Origin of the sequence: uncultured Chitinophaga sp. (assembly GCF_902168175.1) — a bacterium.
Lineage (GTDB): Bacteria > Bacteroidota > Bacteroidia > Chitinophagales > Chitinophagaceae > Chitinophaga.
Window position 1 is genome coordinate 187,742 of the sequence record NZ_CABHOU010000092.1, and the last position, 22,023, is coordinate 209,764.

The window sequence follows — 22,023 nt, forward strand, 5'->3', positions numbered from 1 at the left end:
GGTTAACCAATCCCCTGGTCGTTTTACGACAGGGGATTTTTTCCTTTTTTGACGAAAAAACTAAAAAATGCGTGTAATACTTGCCGTTATGTTCCTTTATGCAATTGGCATTGCTTCGATTACCGCCAGCCGCCGCCCCGAGGGCGTTTCGGTACAGGGTAAACGAACGCTTACCTGGTATCGCCTGCAGGCGGATGAACTGGAGGAAGATGCGGCGAACCTGAGGAGAAAGATTGAGCGTCATGCGGACGATGAAGAAATACAAAAGGCTTTTTTTGCTGCCCGTAAATCATATAAAAAACTGGAAGCCCTGGTGGAATACTTCAGTCCCGTTACTGCCAAAGCCATCAACGGCCCTAACCTTGATGAAGTAGATGCTGGCGAACGGGATGTGGTGGAAGCTCCTGAAGGTTTCCAGGTAATGGAAGAAATGATATTCTCGGTCGTGAAGAAAAAGGACAGTGCTAACCTCCGTATGGAAGCTGCGCGATTGGTATCGAATGTGAACAGGCTGGGGCGCACGGCCGAATTGTTGGTGGCTACCGACGTGCAACTGTTTGACGCTATGCGTCAGGAACTGCTTCGTATAATGGCTTTGGGTATCAGCGGTTTTGATTCGCCGGTAGCTTTTGCCAGCTTATCCGAAGCCAAAGCTTCAATGGACGGTGTAAGGACAATCTGGCTCTTTTATAAAGATGAAATTAAAGATGCGGATTTAGTAAAATCGACGCAGCAGTTGTTCGACGAAGCAAAGAACGCGCTTCATGCCGGGACCTTTAATGAATTTGACCGGCTTACATTTATCAGCAAATACCTTAATCCGCTTTATGAAAAAATATTGCTCTGCAGAAGGAACTTGAATATCGGAGCACCAACACAACCATCATTCCTGCACCCGGACGCGGTGAACCCGTTCGGGAAAGCGGCTTATAATACAGCTTTTTATTCGTCGAGCCAGGTGGCGAAAAATTCGGACGAGCAGGCGGAACTGGGCAAAAAGTTATTCTACGATCCTATCTTATCCTTCAACAATCAACGTAACTGTGCCACCTGCCATAAACCGGAACAAGCCTTCACAGATGGTTTGCCGCTGGCGGCATCGCTTAACGATAACACACAGATGCGGAATACGCCAACATTGCTGAACGCAGCTTTACAGTCAGGTCAGTTTTATGATTTACGCGTTGCCTACCTCGAAGACCAGGTGACCGATGTTGTGAATAACCCATCGGAAATGCACGGGTCGCTCGAAGATGCGGTGGCAAAAATCAAACAACAAAAGGCGTATACAGATTTGTTCAATAAGGCGTTTGGCGATACCACTATTCACAGCCGCCAGGTGAAAGTGGCTATTGCCGCTTACATCCGTTCGCTCACTAAAATGAATAGTCGTTTCGACCAATATATGCTTCAAGGCAAAAATCCGCTGACCGCGGCAGAAACCCGGGGCTTCAATCTTTATATGGGTAAAGCGAAATGTGGCACCTGCCATTTTGCGCCGTTGTTTAATGGCAATGTTCCGCCGCGATACGATAGAATGGAAGCCGAAGTATTAGGTGTACCCACGGCGGCCGATTCCAAAATACTGGATGAGGATGAAGGGAAATACAACCTCTATAAAATTGATCTGCATCGCCACGCTTTTAAAACGCCGGGTTTGCGCAATATTGCGCTCACGGCACCTTACATGCACAATGGAATTTATAGCACCTTGGACGAGGTGATGGAGTTTTACAATAATGGTGGTGGGGCAGGGCTCGGCATCAACCTAAAAAACCAAACTTTACCAACAGATTCGCTGCACCTCACGAATGAAGAAAAGCAGGACGTAATTGCGTTTCTGAAAACGTTGAGCGATGAGCCGTTGAAATAATTCCTTATAAAAAAGAAAGCCTGGCCATATCATATACGACCAGGCTTTGTATATATGACCTCCGAAATTAGAAACGGGGAAGTTTGATGTCCGGTTGTTTGCCTGTAGCCGGGCGATCAAACGTGTCGCCGAGTTTGGCGTTTGCCGGAACAAAACCACTCGTCCATAAATAGAACCAGCCATTTTCGGAACCGCCACCAAAGTCGAGCCTGTCTTTAGCTTTGGCAGTTGCATCGTTAGTGAATCGCGCTTTCGTAAGCTCTATCCATTCGCCCTCCGGCGTTTTAATCCAATGATTGCCAAAGTAACCTTTGCGATATTTATTACCATTCTCGAAACTGAAGTTTTCGAGGAATGAATAAAGATGGCCCATGTACTTACCATCTTTCGGTGCGCGGAAACTCGCGATTAGTTTCCACTCATTATGTTCGGGCACAAAAAAGTAGGCGGTGTAAAGCGTTGTGCTACCATCGGGAACGCTGTGCATAAGAAAGCGGTAAGTTTCGCCGGCCTTCCAGTTATATACCCAATGACTGTGACCACCGGTGCCTTCGCCGCCAAAACCACTGGCCACCACACTATCGCCCTTTGCCTGCAAAGTAACCCGGTCTTCCCACTTCACATTTTTACGATCATCGGGCTCTTTGCCCGAATCCCAAACGGAGAAGATGATGCGACGTTCTGTTTCAGAATTTACCTGCATACCAAAGTAGCCACGGTGAAATCCGCACGACATAAAATAAGTACCAATCTTGTCATCGCCCGCCGGCACTTTAATTTCTCCATAGAAATATTCAACATTTTTGCCTTCGGGCGGCGTGTAGTTCAGATGTACAGATGCTGAACGACGCCAGCTTTTTGGATTGAACTGGATATCTTTTGTGGCCGGCCCGTCAAGCGTAATTTCTTTTACATCGGCAAATACTTTGCCCTGCTTTTCCACACCTTTAAGCGTTATTTCATAAAAGCCCGCAGTTTTAATCTTCGTTTGTAAAACAGGTGTGCTGGCAAAGTCGCCGGGCGTAATGGCAATCGTTTTATTTATGCCGTTAACGGATATGTTGATTTTACTGGCCGCATCGGCTTTTGCGTTGATGGCTAGTTTAAGGTTACCCGGTGTACTGATGTGGCAATAGAATTTTATTTCGGTACCGGCGTCCGTCCAGTTAATCACCCCGTTGCGTCCGGAAATATCTACCCCTTGTTCGTTGGGTTGTGCATAAGCGGTAAAACCGGGAAGTGCTACCGCGTTTGTGGTTTGCGCTATCGCGCCGCCCGCCGCCATAGATAGCAGCAGTAGAAACATAGATCTCATCATGTACATAATTATTGGTGCTTACAAATTAAAAACCCATTGTCCGGTATGCAAGCCGCCGGTTAAAATCTGACAATTGAGTGAGAGAGTGTGGGTTAAGGAAGTAATATGTTGCAGTTACACCATTCCACAAAAACCAGGTGGAACGTCTTTTTCACTCTTTCCATTTCGAGAGAGGCATTGTCTGTAAAGGCGTGCATGCAAAGAGTTTTAACCACGCCATTTTCTTCGATGCCATAAAACTGGGCGTTAGGGGTGTTGATGGCAAAACCGTTTTTCACAAATCCGGGATAACCCGAGAACGCAATACTGCCCACCTCCTTCGTTTTGAGGAGGTTCTTTAGTTCGTACATCGCAATAAAGATTTGCGGCTCGCCAATTTTTGCGCGTACGTGTATCTTATTAAATATCCGCCCACCGTTTTCCACTTCGCGGCCTTCGTGAATGCATACTGCTTTTACCTCGTCCATTTCGGAACCAATAAGGCTAAGTTTACTAATGTTGATAAACTCCGACTGGCGCCAGTCGTCATCTGTAATGTAAGTAACAAATGCAGGGTAGGGTTGCCAGCCTTCTACAGAGGGGACCTCGCTGGAAATGGTGGGTAGCGAAAAAATGATGGAAGTCGGGTCGATACTATCTAACCGCTTGAGTATGAGCGTAAGCTGCTTCGTTTTTAGAAAGATGTCGGCCGAAATGGGATCAGCTTCCTGTATTTCCCATTTATGGTTGCCTAGTTCCAGGGTGGTGGGTATTTCAAAGGATTCAGGTAACTGCTCCGGTGAAAGGTCTGATGTACCAAGCGTTTGCCCGGTATCTGCATCTATAAACATCACCCTGATCTTAAAATTGTCCTGGTCGTTCATTGTTTATAAAGCATAGGTTACCTCTAATATATGGTGATTTTTCTTAAAACTGAAGCCGAAATGCTTAAAATTACCGTTAAAAAAAAGCGCCGGTCAGCGCTTTCTCTTTTTATACCTTATTTCCACATTTGCTACTCCACTCTGCACAAGCCCTATTTTTTGCGCCGCTTTTTTAGAAAGGTCGATAATGCGGCCGGCCACAAACGGGCCCCTGTCATTAATCCTCACCTTAACGGAGCGCCCATTGTTCTTGTTTACCACCTTAACTTTGGTGCCGAAAGGCAAGGTTTTATGCGCGGCCGTTAGTTTCGACTGGCGAAAGGTTTCGCCACTGGCGGTTTTACGGCCGTTAAACTTATCGGCGTAATAAGATGCTTTGCCGGCTTCGGTAATTTTACGACTGCAGGCGGTGCAAAACAACAGCAGGAATGCGAATAGAAAAGTAAAATTGGATAGGATTTTCATTCTTCGTTTTTATGAACTGATAACGTTTTTAATAAGCACATTCTTGTTGCGCAAATCTATACCACCCTCGAGGTACGATTTAAGGTTGGCGAGATAAAACGTCCAGCCGCCCATACAACCAATGTGAATACTGGTCATTCCTTTTTCATCGGTGGGTATGTTGGATTGTACCAATTCTACCACCACTTCACCTGCCTCATCCTGTATATACACCGACACTTTACATTCTCCGGCAAAGGAAAAACTGAAGAAGTCGCGGCCATTGGCTTCAAGAATTGTTCCTTTTTCATTTACCTCTTCTCCATAACCAAACCAGGTCCAGGTATAACTATCGCCTTTTTGTACGGAGCCGGTTCGCTCGGTACCTTCGGCCGTAACAAAATTGGCGCTCTTTAAAAACCATCTTTCAATACCGTTTTTCGTGGTCCAGGCATTGTAAATATCACGGATACCGGCCTTCACAGGAATCCGGGTGCGGAACTTTGACCAGTCGTATGGTTTGGATGTTGTCATGGAATTATATTTTACGTGGAAATTAAAAAATCAAAGTGGTTTACGCATAATGGCATCGTTCATAAAGTAACCGTTGCCGATATCAATGTCTTCCTCACCTATCACCGTAAAGCCGGAACGCTCATAAAAAGTTATAGCGTTGTTATCGCGGTTTACATTCAGTAAAAGTGCCTGCTGCCCGGCATTACGGCCGATAAAAGCTACCTCGTCTATCAGTTGTTTCCCTATTTTTTTGCCCTGCATTTCGGGCAGGATGTAAATTTTATGAAGTTTTATGTTTGGTTCGCCTTTATAATTCAATTCGTAACTGGCAAAACCAACAGTCTGACCTTCGTACCTGGCCAGCAAAAACACATGACCCAGTTCGTTCATTTGCTTCAGCAACGCTTGCTGATCGTACATCATCAACAACATGTAGCTGATCTGGTCGGCGGATAATATGTTGCCGAACGTTTCGGGCCAGGTATTGTTTGCAATATGCTGGATGAACGGGATGCCGTTTTCGTCGGTTTTATAAATGTTGATCATAAATGATAACAGGCTAAGTAGCTAATTTACGAACTTTCCTTTAGCAGATGCCCTAATTGAAGGCAACATTGAAACTCATTTTTTGTTAAGTTTATAAAAAATAGCCACATGCATCGTTTTTTGCTCTGCCTGTTAATTTCCCTACCCCTGATATCCCTGGGTCAAAAGTTAAAGCCTGGTTTTGATGCACACGAATATGCGCAACTATTGCAATTGCCGGAACGTAACGACAGTGCGGCTAATACATACAATGGCAGCGACTATAAACTGCTATTTACTTCTCCGGAGGTTGGGCTGTACAATAAATGGTTTTTGTGGATGAGGAAAGATGGGGTAGCCGTAATTGCAATACGCGGCACTATTGGCAAAACCGAAAGCTGGCTGGCGAATTTTTATGCGGCCATGATTCCAGCGAAAGGCACGATAGAGGTAGATAAGAACTCCCGCTTTGATTATCAGTTGGCAGCCGATACGGCAGTATCGTATGTGCATGCGGGGTGGACAGTTTCCCTGGCCGCCATGGCACCATCGATGGTGCAAAAGATCAAAGAGGTATACCAGCAGGGCGTTAAGGATATTATTATTATCGGGCATAGCCAGGGTGGCGCCATTGCTTTCCTTGCCCGCTCTTACTTCGAGTATAATAAAGATTTGCCTAAAGACATTCGGTATAAAACATATTGCAGCGCCGCGCCCAAACCGGGCAATTTGTACTACGCATACGACTTCGATTACATTACCCGTGGCGGTTGGGGATTTAGGGTGGTGAACAGTGAAGACTGGGTGCCTGAAACGCCCTTCTCTCTCCAAACCCTCAAAGATTTTAACGAGGTAAATGCCTTTATGGATATTCCCGGCGCCCTTAAAAAGCAGAAGTTCTTTGTACGCATTTACGGCAAATCAGTATATAATAAACTGAACCGCGCCAGCACCAAATCCATGAAACGTTTCCGGAGAACGTTGGGAAAAGGCGTGTCTACATTAGTGAGGAAAACCCTCCCGGATTTAAAGATGCCGGCCTATGTGTACAGTAATAATTACATGACGGCGGGCTGCCCGGTTATACTTATGGCCGACGATGCTTATAAAGAGAAGTTTAAGTTTGATGGTAAAAATGTGTTTATCAACCATCTTTTTGAACCGTACCTGTATTTACTTCGCAAGCAATATGGAATTCAATAAATGTAAAAAGGCTGTCTCACAAGAGCAGCCTTTTTGTTGGATATGTTTTTGAAGATGGGAGATCACCTAAGCGACTCCCGTCTTCTTCTATAATTCTTTAAACGTATCGCCCTTACTCAAATCCCCGGTTTCATAACCGCGTTTAAACCAGTACATCCGCTGCTCCGAAGTACCATGCGTAAATGCATCGGGAACTACATGGCCCCGTGACTGTTTCTGCAGGCGGTCGTCACCAATCGCGTTGGCGGCGTTAAGTGCTTCTTCTATATCGCCCTCTTCCAAAATGTTATTCAATTTTTGTGCGTGATGCGCCCACACGCCAGCGAGGAAGTCGGCCTGTAATTCAAGCTTAACAGACAATCTATTGTATTCCTCCTGGCTTACACGTCCACGCGCATTGTGCAACCTGTCGGATATACCGAGGATGTTTTGCACATGATGCCCCACTTCGTGCGCTACTACATAGGCCATCGCAAAATCGCCTGGCGCGCCGAAACGCTGGCTCAGCTCATCATAAAAAGAAAGATCGATGTAAACTTTCTGGTCGGATGGGCAGTAAAACGGGCCGGACGCGCTGCTCGCACTGCCACAGGCCGATTCCACCATACCGGAGAACAATACGAGGGTTGGCTCCTGGTATTGTTTATTGTCCGCGCTAAAAAGCTTGTTCCAAACGTCTTCCGTATCGGCCAGCACTACTTTCACAAAACTAGCTGCTTTGTCCTCCTCGGCTTTTTGTTCCGGGGTTAACTCTGTTTGCGAAGTTTGTTGTGTTTGAAGTACCTGCGACGGATCGCCGCCCAGGAAATAGATGATGAGCGCAATGACGATACCGCCAATGCCGCCGCCAACAATTTTGCCACCGCTCATACCGCGGCGGTCGTCTACGTTGCCGCTTTCGCGCCTGCCTGACCAACGCATAGTTTATAAGTTTTAAGATTAAGGTATTGCTAAAGTACAAGATATGTGCCGTGTAGATAAATATAATTTCGGGGAACACCGGCCACAGACCAAAGATAAATATGGGGAACTAATTCAGAAGAGGGTATCGCATCAACCAAAAAAGAAAAGGCCGGGTAAAAACCCGGCCCGGCTGAAGGTTACAACAAAATCTAAACCTGCTTATGAGAAAAATTTAGATAAAAAGGTTGATAAAACGGTAAAGGGACTTAATCGAGCATCATCGCCATCAGGGAAGCATCTTTACTTTCCAGTTGAGATGAGCCCATCAGGAACTCGTCCACTTTACGCGCGCACTCGCGACCTTCGCTTATAGCCCAAACCACCAGGGATTGGCCACGGCGCATGTCGCCAGCTGTAAATACTTTGGGAATGGAAGTCTGGTAAGCTTTCTCGCTTGCCTTCACATTTCCACGCTCGTCCAATTCCACTCCAAGGTCTTCCACCATCCCAAAATGCTGGGGGTGAACGAAGCCCATGGCGAGGAAAGCCAGTTCGCAGGGAACTTCTCTTTCCGATCCGGCTACTTCGGTGAAGCGGGCCGGTTTACCATCTGAAGATGCGGTCCATTGCAGGTCCACCAGCTTCAATGCTTTCAGGTTGCCATTACCATCACCAACAAATTCTTTGGTGGCAATTGCCCATTTACGATCGGCACCTTCTTCGTGCGAAGACGAAGTTTTGAGTACCATCGGGTAGGTAGGCCATGGCATATAAGTAGTGCGTTCTGTAGGAGGTTTGGGTAATAATTCGAGCTGGGTAATGCTAATAGCACCATGGCGGTTAGAGGTGCCTACACAGTCGGAGCCGGTATCGCCACCGCCAATTACTACCACGTTTTTACCGGTGGCCAGTATATCTGCCGATCCAACAATACGGTTGCCTACGCGTTTGTTCTGTTGTTTCAGGAAGTCCATCGCGAAATGTACACCTTTCAGCTCGCGGCCGGGAATGGCCAGGTCGCGCGGAATGGTGGAACCACCTGCCAGTACAATGGAATGATAATCGCGCAGCAGGTCATTTACTTTCACGTCTACACCCACATTGGTGCTGCATTGGAAAGTAACGCCTTCTTCTTCCATCAGTTTAACACGACGGTCGATTACCCATTTTTCCAGTTTAAAATCGGGAATGCCGTAGCGGAGCAAACCGCCGGGCGCATCGTCCCTTTCAAAAATGGTAACCTGGTGGCCGGCGTAGTTAAGTTGTGCTGCAGCAGCCATGCCCGCGGGGCCTGAACCAATTACAGCAATCTTTTTACCAGTGCGCATACGCGGAATACGCGGTTGCACGAGGCCCTTATCGAAAGCGATTTCAATAATATGTTTCTCAATTTCCTCGATAGCTACCGGTGGCTGGTTAATGCCAAGCACACATGCACTTTCGCAGGGCGCAGGACAAATACGGCCGGTAAATTCCGGGAAATTATTGGTAGATGATAAAACGTCGTAAGCTTCCGCCCAGTCTTTGCGATACACAGCATCGTTAAACTCCGGAATAACATTACCTAAAGGACAGCCGCTGTGGCAGAAAGGTACGCCGCAATTCATGCAGCGGGCCGACTGCTGGTTCAGCTTCTGTTCGGGAAGGCGCTCTACAAACTCGTTGTAGTGCTTTTTCCTTTCAGAAGGATCTGTTTTGCCGGGAAGCTCCCTTGTAAATTCTAAAAATCCTGTTGGTTTACCCATAACGCACCTCCGCCGTCGGGCGGCACTTTTACAGTTAAAAAATTATTTACCGCTCTTTTCGCTGCCTTCTTTCAATGAACCTGCAGCACTTCTTGCTTTTAAAGCTGCCTTGTACTCTTTCGGGAATACTTTAACGAAGTGCGACAGTTGATTCTCAAGATCTTTGAGGATAAACTTGGCAACCGTACTATTAGTATAGGCGTGGTGCTTAGTGAGCAAGTCCTGTAACATAGCGGCATCTGCTTCATCCAGCGGATCCAGGTCGATCATTTCTTTGTTGCAACGGCTGGCAAACTGGCCTTTCAGGTCGTACACGAAAGCAATACCACCGCTCATGCCCGCACCGAAGTTGCGGCCCGTTTCGCCGAGGATTACTGCTTTACCACCGGTCATGTATTCGCAACCATGGTCGCCAACACCTTCTACCACAACGGTAGCGCCAGAGTTACGTACGCAGAAACGTTCGCCCGCTTTACCGCGGATGTAAGCCTCGCCGGAAGTAGCACCGTAAAAGGCTACGTTACCAGCGATAATGTTTTCTTCCGCTTTAAATCCAACTGCTTCGCTGGATGGGTACAGTACCAGTTTGGCACCGCTAAGACCTTTACCAAAACCATCATTGGTTTCGCCTTCCAGCTCCAGGGTAAGGCCGTTGGTACAGAATGCACCGAAGCTTTGACCGGCAGAACCGTTGAATTTAAAGTGAAGCGTATCTTCCGGCAAACCTTCGCTCTTGTATTTTTTAGATACTTCATTCGAAAGAATAGCGCCGATAGTACGGTCGGTATTTTTTACAGAGAATTGTTTAAATACACGTGTTTTGCTGTCCAGCGCAGGTTGTGCTGCTTTAAGCAACTGCCAGTCGATTACTTCTGCCAGGCCATGGTCCTGCTCTTCCTGTTTGTATAAACCGGTTTCAGGAGCCGATGGTTCGCGGTAAAGGATTGGAGAAAGGTCCAGGTTTTTATATTTCCAGTGATCAATTCCTTCGCGCACCTGCAGGTTTTCTACCTGGCCTACCATTTCATTGATGGATTTATAGCCCAGGTCGGCCATGATCTCACGAAGCTCTTCTACCATAAAGTGGAAGAAGTTTACCACGTGCTGTGGATCGCCGTTAAAGCGCTTGCGCAGTTCCGGGTCCTGAGTAGCCACACCCACAGGGCAGGTGTTAACATGGCACTTACGCATCATGATACAACCTTCCACAACGAGGGCGGCAGTAGCAACACCCCATTCTTCTGCACCCAGTAAGGTAGCGATAGCGATGTCGCGGCCAGTTTTCATCTGGCCATCTGCCTGTACAGTTACACGGCTGCGCAGTTTATTTTTTACGAGTGTTTGGTGAGTTTCCGCCAAACCAAGCTCCCAAGGGAGACCAGCATGTTTAATTGAACTGATGGGCGATGCTCCGGTACCTCCGTCGTAACCGGCAATCAGTACCACGTCTGCATGCGCTTTGGTTACACCGGCAGCGATGGTGCCTACACCAGCTTTCGATACCAGTTTAACACTTACGCGCGCTGCACGGTTAGCGTTCTTCAGGTCGAAAATGAGCTGTGCCAGGTCTTCGATAGAGTAGATGTCGTGGTGGGGTGGCGGAGAAATCAAACCAACACCAGGGGTGGAGTGACGTACCTTACCGATCCATTCGTCTACTTTATGGCCAGGCAACTGGCCACCTTCGCCGGGTTTAGCGCCCTGCGCCATCTTGATCTGCAGTTCGTCTGCATTTGTAAGATAGTAGCTGGTAACACCGAAACGGGCAGATGCTACCTGTTTAATGGCCGAACGCATAGAGTCGCCGTTTGGCATTTCCTCGTAACGCATTTCATCTTCACCACCCTCACCTGTATTACTTTTTGCGCCAATACGGTTCATGGCAATGGCAAGTGTGGAGTGTGCCTCGTGCGAAATAGAACCAAAGCTCATAGCGCCGGTGGCAAAGCGTTTAAGAATGCTTGTGGCAGATTCTACCTCGTCAATAGAGATAGCGGGACGCGTACGTTTGAACGTAAGCATGCTGCGGAGCGTTGCTGCTTTTTCGCTTTGGTCGTTTACAGCCTTCGAATATTTTTTAAACGTAGGATAATCGTTCAGTCTTGTTGCATATTGCAACAGGTGAATAGTTTGTGGGTTGAAGAGGTGGAACTCACCTTTACGTTTCCACTGATAAATACCACCCACCGTCAGGCGTTGGATAGGCGTTTCTTTCCTGCCGTAACCCTGCCAGTGTTTCGCCAGTGCTTCTTTTGCAATTTCGTCGAGGCCCATACCCTGAATGCGGGATACCGCGCCAACGAAGTATTTATCTACAACGGATTTATTAATCCCGAGTATTTCGAAAATCTGTGCGCCCTGGTACGATTGCAGGGTGGAGATGCCCATTTTAGAGAATACTTTCAGCAAGCCTTCGCAAACCGCTTTCACGTAGTTTTTCTTCAGTTTATCCACATCCAGCTCTGTTTGTAACTTGCCGTTAAGGCGCATGTCGCGGATGGTGCTGAGTGCCAGGTATGGGTTGATGGCTGTAACGCCGAAGCCCAACAGGCAGGCAAAGTGGTGAACTTCCCAAACATCGCCAGCTTCCACGATCAGGCCAACCTGGCCACGATAACCTTTGCGGATAAGGTGGTGGTGAACAGCCGAAGCAGCCAGCAAAGAAGGAATGGCAGCGTGTTCGGAGTCAAGCGCCCTGTCAGACAGGATGATCACTTCAAACCCATCTTCTACCGCATCTACCGCATAACGGCAAAGGCGTTGCAGGCCTTTTTCCATGGAGCCGGGTTTACCGTCGGCACGGAAATAAGTATGTAAAGTTTTTGCCTGGAAAATGCCGGTATCTATACTGCGGATTTTTTCCAGTTCGTAGTTCGTCAGAATTGGATGGTTGAGGGCAACGCTATGGCAGTGCAGCGGATTTTCGTCCAGCAGGTTACCATTATTACCCACAAATGTGGCCAGCGACATCACCAGTCTTTCGCGGATAGGATCGATGGGAGGGTTGGTTACCTGGGCGAACAGCTGTTTGAAATAGCTGGTAAGGTGCTGCGGCTGATCGCTTAAGATAGCCAGTGGTGCATCTGTACCCATAGAACCAATCGGCTCTTTACCATCAATCGCCATTGGAGCGATGATTGTTTCCAGGTCTTCGGTAGAATAACCGAAAGCGCGCTGGTATTTAAAGATCTGCTCATGCTCGAGGTGAGTAAAGGTTACCCTTGGCTCAGGCAGTTCGGCGAGGCGGATCTTATATTTATTGAGCCATTCTGCATAAGGCTGTTGGGAGCAGATAGCTTTTTTCAGTTCCGTATCTTCAATGATGCGGCCCTGTTCCATATCTACTACGAACATTTTGCCCGGTTGCAGGCGTCCTTTTTCTTTAATGTTAGATGGATCTATCGGGAGTACGCCAGCTTCAGAGGCCATGATCACGCGATCGTCTTTGGTAACCACGAAACGGGAAGGACGAAGACCGTTCCTGTCCAGGGTGGCACCAATCATTTTACCATCGGTGAAAGAAATAGAAGCGGGACCGTCCCAAGGCTCCATTAGCGAAGCGTGATATTCGTAGAATGCTTTCTTTTCCGGGTCCATGTCCTCGTTGCCATCCCAGGCTTCGGGAATCATCATCATCATTACATGAGGAAGGGTGCGGCCGGTAAGGGCGAGCAGTTCAATTACGTTGTCAAGGCAGGCCGAGTCCGACTGACCTTCTTCCACCAGCGGGGTAAGCATATCCATTTCTTCAGGAGTGAAGTATTTGGAAATGAAGCTTTTTTCGCCAGCGCGCAGCCAGTTCAGGTTACCTTTCAGCGTGTTGATTTCACCATTGTGCGCAATAAAGCGATTAGGGTGAGCCAGGCGCCAGCTGGGGAAAGTATTGGTTGCAAAGCGGGAGTGGATGAGGCCGAAAGCCGATACCATACGCTCATCACTAAGATCTGTATAATAATGACGTACCTGGTAAGTGGTAAGCTGACCTTTATAAACGATCGTTTTGTAAGAAAGCGACGCTATATAAAAAGGAGCTTTATCAGGAGAAACGGAATTACGGATTGTTTTAGAAACGTAGTTACGCAGTACGAACAGTTTACGCTCGAACTCTTCTGGATCAGAAATCTGGAAAGGGCTGGCTATAAATACCTGTTCTATCTCTGGTTCTACAGAAAGCGCGCCTTCACCAATACCATCGGGGCGAACGGGCACTTTACGGAAACCAAGGATTTCCAGGCCAAGTTTTTCTGCGCAGCGCTGCATAATTTCGCGGCACTCTTCGCGCCAGCGTGGTTCTTTCGGGAAAAACACCATTCCCACACCATATTTACTAAAGCCCGGCAGTTTAATGCCGAGTTTCAAACATTCGTCGTACAGGAATTCATGCGGCATCTGGATAAGGATACCGGCGCCATCGCCCGTGTTAACTTCACAACCGCATGCACCGCGGTGTTCCATGTTTTCCAGCATAGTCAATGCATCGCGGATGATCTGGTGCGATTTGCGACCTTTAATATGGGCGGCAAAACCGATACCACAGGCATCAGATTCAAACTCGGGACGATACAAACCTTGCAATTGGCTCTCTTCACGCATTGGCTTAGATTTAATTCATTAATTCGAATACACGTTTCCCAGCAGACTGACCTTGTGCCTTTTTGGAATATTTGTACTGTATTGTTTCGGGAACGGTTTAAAGATACTAATAGAATGCGGTATTTTTTACATAAACGTTTGTTTAACCGCCAAAATTTAGAAGTTTTCAAAAATGGGATATCATTTATTTGATATAGACACAGTTGCAAGTGAGCAAAATGTGTTAACTCCGGGATATTTTAGGATAAAGAACGGTTAGCCGCCCGCGGCGGCTACTTTCAAATTCTCGATTTCTTACAGGATGTTCACCCTAGAGGTTTAGTATCAGCCCCTTGTATTATATTTTCTTTTAATTTTTAAGTCGGATTATGATTGATTGATGGCTGCTCACACTCGCGGGTGGTCGCTTCCATTGCCTTTTGTCAGATGACAGCCGCCAGCCACCTATTTACACGGCATCGTAATCAAATTACCGCACCCGGAAAAACCCTGCAGGCGCAATCCCTGATTTCCAGCAAAAGAAAAAAATAACCCGGCAGTACTATAACTGCCGGGTTAAGTAAAATGTCTTCTATCAGCCTAAGGCTCAAACAGGAACTTCGTTTTACCATTCACCGTTTGCATTCGCAACGCATCGCTCGGTATACTTTCATTGTGCAGCCTGTCCAGCGCGGTTACAAAATATACATAGTGGGTGCCGGGCACATATTTCGGGTCCAGCCACATGGGGTCGGGCATTTGTGGAACGATGGCAGCAATTTTAGTCGGGTCGTTCAGGTTCACGACTTCTTTATCGCCGAAACGATAAATGACATAACGTATCGTTTGGCCGGAGGTATCGTCGTCGGACCAATGTAAGGCCAGGCCACCCGGGCGCTCGAACGCATCAATAAAATAGGGAGCTTCCGGCGCTTTGTTGTCCAGCCAGGGCATGGTGGGTAAAAGCGCGGGGTATTTATAATAGTGATTACGGAGTGAGTCGCGCACGCCCAGCGCATTAGGCACAAACGATTGCGCGCGGAAATACACAGCGCCCTGTACATTAGCGAGCGAGCGATTAGCCTTTACCTGGTTCGGAATTTCGTTTGGGTCGCGCCAGGTGGCCGTACTGTTAACTTTGTAAATAGCCAGGCCCGGATACACGTGGCGGCCGTAAGCGTGATTGGCCCACCAGTTTATTAATACGCCGTAACCCACCAGGCGGTGACTAAACTCCCAGTACAACTGTGGAGTTGTATAATCGATCCAGCCATTGCGCGCCCATTTAAGTACATCTGCGTAAAGGTCATCGTAGTTCGTCATACCGCCGCGTGTGTCGGAACCTTCGGGATCACGGTCGCGGTTGCGCCAAACACCGAACGGGCTGATACCAAATTTCACCCAGGGCTTTTCTGCTTTAATGGCAATGCTCACCTGGTGCATTAATGTATCCACATTCCAGCGGCGCCAGTCATCTTTGTTCATATTGCGGCCATACACGCGGTATGAGCCGTTGTCCGGAAACTCTTTGCCCGGAATACGGTAAGGATAAAAGTAATCGTCGAAGTGAATGCCATCCACATCATAACGTTTTACCACATCGCGGATCACCTCTGTAAAATAGTTGCGCACCTCGGGTAACCCCGGGTCAAATAATTTCTGATCACCATAATTAAGGAACCATTGGGGGCGCTGGCGTGTAATATGGCCGGGAGCAATGCTGCTGCTGCGGTTATTCATTACTGCCCGGTAAGGATTAAACCAGGCGTGAATTTCCATACCGCGTTTATGAGACTCTTCTACAGCGAACTGCAGCGGATCGTAGTAAGGTTCCGGGGCACGGCCCTGACTGCCGCTCAGGTACTCGCTCCATGGTTCAAGGGAAGAGGCGTAAAACGCATCGGCCGCAGGGCGTACCTGGAAAAAAACGGCGTTCATACCATCTTTCAACATTTCGTCGAGCATGTTGGTAAGCTCCTGCTTTTGCTGGCCAGCAGACAAGCCCTTGCGTGAAGGCCAATCAATATTTCCAACCGTGGCAATCCAAACTGCGCGCATTTCGCGCTTCGGGGGCAACTGTGCGTGGCTTTGTTGTACAATACCGCAACACAACATCATCCCTGCTAAGAGTTTCTTCAACATTCAACCGTCTTTAGTTCCCTTGAAAAATTGCGAAAATAACTAAACAGGCACTGGTTTCAAATTTCAGGCCCAAAATGAAATGGAAACCAGCGTTTTGCTGGTGCTATAACGCAAAATGCAAGATCTACTATATAAGTAATGGTTAGCTTCATGTTCATAAAATAATGTGCGATGAATAAGTTCGTAATGGAGCGAAATGTAATAGATCACTACCGTTTCACCTTTCGTAATGATATGGACCAAAAGCTGTTGCACGGCCATAGTTTCCACAACAAAGCCAACTGCCTGCAGGCCATTTCGCAGGCCCGGGCCTCAGCAGCTAACCCCGATTGTTACCTGCGCCGCGGCACGGAACAAAAACGTTATTACTTCATCCTTTTATCGGAAAAGGGTATATCTGTGGGCGTGAGTAATTTGTACAAAGGCACTTCAGAAATGGAAAGGGCAATAACAGAAGTAATGCAAACGGCAGAAGCGGCGCAGGTTGTTCCGACACACTGATAAATTAATATAAAACAGTTCACCCAATGGAACGGTTCGTTATACTATATATAAGTAACAGAAAAATTTATTCTTTGCGCTTACGGGAAGTAGTAAAGTAACTAAACACCGCGAAACAGGAGGCCACAAAAAACGTTTTTGTGAAAAAATTAGTGTTGATAGGCTCTTGCAGGATAAAGTAGTACAAGCCGAGGGAGAAAATAAAATATAGGGCAAAGGATAAAAGTGCCCAGGTTAACGGAGCATTTTTCATAGCAGAAAATTTGTTCCCCCAATATAGTTCCTTAGTCGGATCTTTTATAATTATGGAGAAAGCGTTGATCGGGCTCGCAATTGCGGGCCCGACGCGTTTCTATCAATTACTCTTCTCCTTCCTCCCCGTCTTCTTCCTCTTCGTCCCAGCCGGTACCGCTGTTTTCTACAGCATTAAGGGCATCCCACAGTATATCTTTTAATTCGCTGAGCCCCATATTGGTTACAGAAGAAATGAATACATGCGGCACGTTTTCCGGTAGCTCCGCCGAGATGGCGGTTTTCAATTCATCGTCCAGCATATCGCTTTTACTGATGGCCAGCAGGAATTGTTTATCGAGCAGTTCGGGATTGTATTGTTCCAGTTCGTTTACCAGAATGTCGAATTCCTTTTTGTGGTCCGGGCTGTCGGCCGGAATCAGGAATAACAGTACCGGATTGCGCTCGATATGGCGGAGGAAGCGGTGACCAAGACCCTTGCCTTCGTGCGCACCTTCGATAATACCGGGTAAGTCGGCCATGATAAACGATTTGCCTTCGCGATAGGGTACCATACCCAGGTTAGGGGTGAGTGTAGTAAACGCGTAGTTGGCAATTTTAGGTTTGGCGGCGGTAATGCTGGAAAGCAGGGTCGATTTACCAGCGTTAGGGAAACCAACAAGACCAACATCGGCCAGCACTTTCAGTTCCAGCAGTTTCCAGCCTTCCATACCCGGCATGCCGGGTTGTGCATATTCCGGGGTTTGGTTGGTGGCCGATTTGAAGAAAGCGTTGCCACGACCACCTTGTCCGCCAGGCATCCAGATAATTTCCTGGCCATCTTCCAATATCTCGGCTTCCACTTCGCCTGTTTCTTCATCGCGGGCAATAGTGCCAAGAGGCACTTCGATAATTACATCTTCCCCATACCTGCCGGTACAGTTATCACCACTACCATTTTCGCCGTGTTCGGCTATTACATTTTTATACCAGCGCAGGTGAAGCAACGTCCACAACTGGGCATTGCCCCGGAGTATTACGTGCCCGCCGCGACCACCATCGCCCCCATCGGGGCCGGCCTGGGCGTTAAACTTGGTGCGCATAAAGTGCATCGAACCTGCCCCGCCTTTGCCGGACTTACAATACACCCTGATATAATCTACAAAGTTCCCTCTTTCCATGATGTTGTTGCCGGGTCAGGTCATCCTGTTTTCCCGGTTTATTTTAAAAAGCAAAACGCAAAGATCGTAAAGTTTGGCCAATTGGCTTCCCTTTGAAGATCTTTGCGTTTATATAATGTACCAACAGTATTGCTACTGTAAGGTTTGTTTAAACTATTTCGCCGATCAGCGCATCCAGTTCCTTACCGAGGAGTTCGAAAGTTCCGTCTACACTACCATCACCTTTTACCTTTTTAAACTTGCCAAATTTGGCGTAGTGGTCGGCCACAGGAGCGGTTTTATTATGATATTCCACGATACGGGCTTTCACTACTTCTTCGCTGGCATCGTCTGTACGGCCGGAAGTAAGTCCGCGGTTAAGCAGGCGGCGTACCAGTTCATCTTCAGGAACTTCCAGGGAAAGTACCATGGAGATGGCCGTTTTCTTTAATAACAACAGCTTGTCCAGCGCTTCGGCCTGAGCCGTAGTACGTGGGAAACCGTCGAAAATAAAGCCTCTTGCTTCAGGATTAGCGTCAAGTTTCGAACTGATCATTCCAATCACCACTTCGTCAGGAACCAGCAGGCCTTGGTCGATAAACTTCTGAGCTTCGAGGCCCAGGGGAGTTTTCGCACCCAACTCGCTACGCAGCATGTCGCCGGTAGACAAATGGATCAGTCCATACTTTTCAATGATGTTCGCGCTTTGTGTGCCTTTTCCGCTGCCGGGAGGGCCAAATAAAATAAGATTGACCATTGTTATACTAATAAAGTTGCGTACTCGTGTAAGTTGCAAATATAACAAACAATTGAAAGCATTTATAATTTAAATTACAATTGATGAAATCTTGCAAAGAAATTACCTGTATTCATAAACAGTTTTCAACAAAAGTGAAGAAACGCTAGATGTTTTAAAAACAGGGTTTGTCGAATGGGAATGAGCAATATTTATATAATAAGTTGATATAATGTATTACTGTTCAACTCCTTCCATGTAATTTAAGAACTTTCACTGCACAAAACGTTGTATGTTTATAAAATGAGGAAGATATTTTTAGCAATAGGATTCACCGGGTTGCTAATGGTAAACTACGCGTCCCGGGGCCACGTTCACGATCATGTTTCTGAGAAAGAAAAAAAACAAAAGAAAACCACAGACAAAAGTCCCCGTACAGCGGCCGACCGCTGGGTCGACAGTGTTTTCAATTCCCTGAATCACGAAGAGCGTATTGCGCAGTTGATTATGATTCGCGCCCATTCCAACCTTGGCCAGGACCATATTAACGCCGTGATGCGTGACATCCGCACGAACAAAATAGGCGGGTTGGTGTTTTTCCAGGGAGGTCCAGCGAGGCAGGCAAACCTGTTAAACGCTTATCAGTCAATAAGTAAAGTGCCGTTATTGGTCGCTATCGATGGCGAATGGGGCCTGGGTATGCGCCTGGACAGTGCTATTTCTTTTCCCCGCAACTTAATGCTGGGTGCCGTGCAGGACAGCGGGCTTATTTACGAAATAGGTCGCGCCATCGGTGAGCAGTGTAAACGCGTAGGGATCAACGTGAATTTTGCTCCCGTGGTGGACGTGAATAACAATCCCAACAACCCGGTAATTAACGATCGCTCGTTTGGCGAAGACAAATACCAGGTAGCGCGTATGGGCGTAGCCATGATCAAAGGTATGCAGGACGTGGGCGTAATGGCCTGCGCCAAACACTTCCCCGGCCACGGCGACACCGATACGGACTCACACTTCGATCTGCCGATCATTAAAAAATCACTCGCAGAACTCGATTCTCTCGAAATATATCCCTTTAAAAAAGCAATAGAAGCTGGTGTTGGAATGGTGATGGTAGCACACCTGAACATACCGGCGCTCGATAAAAGAGCCAATACCCCCAGTTCTATTTCCTACAACACCGTTACCAAATTATTGCAGAATGATTTAGGGTTTGATGGGTTAATCGTAACCGATGCGCTTGAAATGCAGGGGATTGCAAAATATTATACCAGGGGCCAGGAATCTTTACAATCGCTGCTGGCAGGCAATCACCTGATGGAACTGCCTTCTACTTCCAAAGGCAGTATTGATGCTATTGCAGTAGCGATAAAAAAGGGACGGATCAGCAGGGAAGAAGTGTACAAACGCGTAAAAAAAGTATTACGCGCCAAGTACGACCTCGGCCTGGGCAACTGGCAGCCGATAGATGTTACCAACATTGGCGAAGATATTAACGTGAAAACGATGGCGTTGCGCAAACGCGTATCCGAAGAAGCCCTTACGCTTTTACGCAATGATAATAACCTTGTTCCTTTTTCACCGGCAGTTAACACCGGCGGCAAAATAGCCGTACTGGCAGTTGGCGCCGATGGTAACAACACTTTCCTCGGCGCTATCAAAGAAATGAAGCCCGATGTAGATACTTACATCTTCTCCACCCGCATGGGTGAAGCACAGATACCGGCATTGGTACAAAGGCTGAAGAAAGAATACACATCTGTTATTATCAGTTTGCATAATTACAGCCGCCGTCCGGCAAACGGTTTTGGTATAACGCGCACACAAAAGCAAATCATTAACCAGCTGCAGCAGGAAATGCCTGCCGCTACGGTGTTGTTCGGCAACCCTTACGCCGCCAAGTTCTTCTGCGATGCCACCACTATCGTAGCTGCTTATGAAGATGATTCGACAACGCAGCGTGCTGCTGCAGAAATGTTGTTCGGCCGTATTATGCCTAAAGGCAAACTGCCAGTTACAGTATGCAACAACTTTCACTTTGGTGATGGTATTACCGAATACACAAAACCAGTTACAATATTGGAAGAAGCAGCACCGGAGTTGGTTGGTATGAGCAGCGCTGCGTTAATGCGCATAGATTCGCTGGCTTACGACATGATCGCCAAAGGCGCTGCGCCCGGTTGTGCGGTACTTGCCTTAAAAGATGGGAAACTGGTTTACAACAAAGCGTTCGGTCATTATGACTACAGCCAGCGGGAACCCGTAACCCCCCAGTCGATTTACGACCTCGCATCTGTTACTAAAATATGTGCTACCACTATATCGGTGATGCGTTTGTACGACGAAGGGCGCTTAAACCTCGACAGCACTTTGGGCGCTTATCTTCCATGGACGCGCGGTACCGATAAAGCCAATCTTCGCCTCCGCGATGTGCTGCTGCACCAGGCAGGCCTGGTATCGTACATCCCGTTTTACAAAGAAACGGTGTATGCGAACGGTTATCCCGACACCATGTTATACCGCCAGGAGCAGGATAGCCTGCATACCTTACGTGTAGCCGAAAATATGTACATGGAACCGCGTTATAACGACACGATGTTCCAACGCATATTGACGAGCAAACTTGGTTCAAGCAGTTATGTATACAGCGATAACGACTTTATTTTTCTCGGGAAAGTAGTAGAACAAATCACCGGTAAATCGCTGGACCATTATGTAAAGGAAACTTTTTACGACCACCTCGGTATGACGACCACCGGCTTTCAGCCAAGGGAGCGTTTTCCACTTTCGCAGATAGTGCCCACTGAGTTTGAAAACTACTTTCGCATTCAGTGGATAAGGGGCGATGTACACGATCCGGGGGCAGCCATGTTTGGTGGCATTGCCGGTCATGCGGGTCTATTTTCCGATGCATACGACCTGGGTGTTTTAATGCAGATGCTGGCGAACGGCGGAACGTTCAACGGCGTACAATACATCAAACCAGAAACGATTAAACTGTTTTCGGCCTACAACAGCGACATCAGCCGTCGAGGTTTAGGGTTTGATAAACCGGAGAAAGATAATACAACACGCCGCGATCCATACCCGTCAAGGTTCGCATCGCCGCTTACTTACGGTCATACTGGTTTTACCGGTACTTGTGTGTGGGTAGACCCCGAACGTAACCTGGTATTCGTATTCCTTAGTAATCGCGTTACACCCAATGGCGGCTCCAATACAAAAATATCTGCGCTGAATGTGCGTGCAAATATGATGGATGCCTTGTATCAGGCAATGGCAGCAAAATAG

The 22,023-nt window shown here is 47.4% G+C and carries 15 protein-coding genes; 4 read left to right on the forward strand and 11 right to left on the reverse strand.

The genetic code is table 11. From position 1 onward, the window contains the following. Nucleotides 1-67: 67 nt before the first annotated feature. Nucleotides 68-1,873, forward strand: a complete 1,806-nt coding sequence (locus QZT80_RS20095) for a cytochrome c peroxidase (protein WP_295126287.1) — start codon at nt 68-70, stop codon at nt 1,871-1,873. A gap of 67 nt (nt 1,874-1,940) precedes the next feature. On the opposite strand, the gene QZT80_RS20100 is transcribed toward QZT80_RS20095, so the two are convergent. From QZT80_RS20100 to QZT80_RS20120, 5 genes are all read right to left on the reverse strand, one after another. Beyond that, entirely contained in the window at nt 1,941-3,191 is a 1,251-nt protein-coding gene (locus tag QZT80_RS20100; protein WP_295126290.1) for a DUF3472 domain-containing protein, read from the reverse strand. Between the two features lie 92 nt (nt 3,192-3,283). Continuing rightward, complete coding sequence (locus QZT80_RS20105) at nt 3,284-4,054, reverse strand: hypothetical protein (RefSeq protein WP_295126293.1); 771 nt, start codon at nt 4,052-4,054, stop codon at nt 3,284-3,286. A gap of 93 nt (nt 4,055-4,147) precedes the next feature. Continuing rightward, complete coding sequence (locus QZT80_RS20110) at nt 4,148-4,519, reverse strand: septal ring lytic transglycosylase RlpA family protein (RefSeq protein WP_295126296.1); 372 nt, start codon at nt 4,517-4,519, stop codon at nt 4,148-4,150. A 9-nt stretch (nt 4,520-4,528) separates the two neighbouring features. After that, a complete protein-coding gene (locus tag QZT80_RS20115) occupies nt 4,529-5,032 on the reverse strand; it encodes an SRPBCC domain-containing protein (protein WP_295126299.1) in 504 nt (167 codons plus the stop codon). Nucleotides 5,033-5,062: 30 nt separating this feature from the next. Next, a complete protein-coding gene (locus QZT80_RS20120; protein ID WP_295126302.1) occupies nt 5,063-5,560 on the reverse strand; it encodes a GNAT family N-acetyltransferase in 498 nt (165 codons plus the stop codon). A 108-nt stretch (nt 5,561-5,668) separates the two neighbouring features. Here QZT80_RS20120 and QZT80_RS20125 point away from each other — a divergent pair, with 108 nt between their 5' ends. Then, nucleotides 5,669-6,742 carry a lipase family protein gene (locus QZT80_RS20125; RefSeq protein WP_295126305.1) on the forward strand — a complete coding sequence of 358 codons (1,074 nt, stop codon included), beginning with the start codon at nt 5,669-5,671 and terminating at the stop codon, nt 6,740-6,742. Between the two features lie 87 nt (nt 6,743-6,829). On the opposite strand, the gene QZT80_RS20130 is transcribed toward QZT80_RS20125, so the two are convergent. The 4 genes from QZT80_RS20130 to QZT80_RS20145 form a co-directional block, all read right to left on the reverse strand. Further along, nucleotides 6,830-7,663: a neutral zinc metallopeptidase gene (locus tag QZT80_RS20130; RefSeq protein WP_295126308.1), complete on the reverse strand. Its 834-nt coding sequence runs from the start codon at nt 7,661-7,663 to the stop codon at nt 6,830-6,832. Between the two features lie 248 nt (nt 7,664-7,911). Next, nucleotides 7,912-9,390 carry a glutamate synthase subunit beta gene (locus QZT80_RS20135; RefSeq protein WP_295126311.1) on the reverse strand — a complete coding sequence of 493 codons (1,479 nt, stop codon included), beginning with the start codon at nt 9,388-9,390 and terminating at the stop codon, nt 7,912-7,914. A gap of 42 nt (nt 9,391-9,432) precedes the next feature. Beyond that, nucleotides 9,433-13,983, reverse strand: a complete 4,551-nt coding sequence (gene gltB, locus QZT80_RS20140; RefSeq protein WP_295126314.1) for a glutamate synthase large subunit — start codon at nt 13,981-13,983, stop codon at nt 9,433-9,435. A 579-nt stretch (nt 13,984-14,562) separates the two neighbouring features. Continuing rightward, entirely contained in the window at nt 14,563-16,104 is a 1,542-nt protein-coding gene (locus tag QZT80_RS20145; protein WP_295126316.1) for a family 10 glycosylhydrolase, read from the reverse strand. A gap of 171 nt (nt 16,105-16,275) precedes the next feature. Here QZT80_RS20145 and QZT80_RS20150 point away from each other — a divergent pair, with 171 nt between their 5' ends. Next, complete coding sequence (locus QZT80_RS20150; protein WP_295126318.1) at nt 16,276-16,605, forward strand: hypothetical protein; 330 nt, start codon at nt 16,276-16,278, stop codon at nt 16,603-16,605. A 359-nt stretch (nt 16,606-16,964) separates the two neighbouring features. Here QZT80_RS20150 and obgE read toward each other — a convergent pair whose 3' ends face one another. Both obgE and QZT80_RS20160 read right to left on the reverse strand, forming a co-directional pair. Then, the gene (gene obgE, locus QZT80_RS20155; protein ID WP_295126320.1) at nt 16,965-18,017 is read right to left on the reverse strand and encodes a GTPase ObgE; all 1,053 of its coding nucleotides are present in this window, start codon (nt 18,015-18,017) and stop codon (nt 16,965-16,967) included. Between the two features lie 148 nt (nt 18,018-18,165). Next, nucleotides 18,166-18,753 (reverse strand): adenylate kinase, encoded by a 588-nt coding sequence (locus QZT80_RS20160; RefSeq protein WP_295126325.1) that lies wholly within the window; start codon nt 18,751-18,753, stop codon nt 18,166-18,168. A gap of 282 nt (nt 18,754-19,035) precedes the next feature. Here QZT80_RS20160 and QZT80_RS20165 point away from each other — a divergent pair, with 282 nt between their 5' ends. Continuing rightward, nucleotides 19,036-22,023, forward strand: a complete 2,988-nt coding sequence (locus QZT80_RS20165; RefSeq protein WP_295126327.1) for a glycoside hydrolase family 3 N-terminal domain-containing protein — start codon at nt 19,036-19,038, stop codon at nt 22,021-22,023.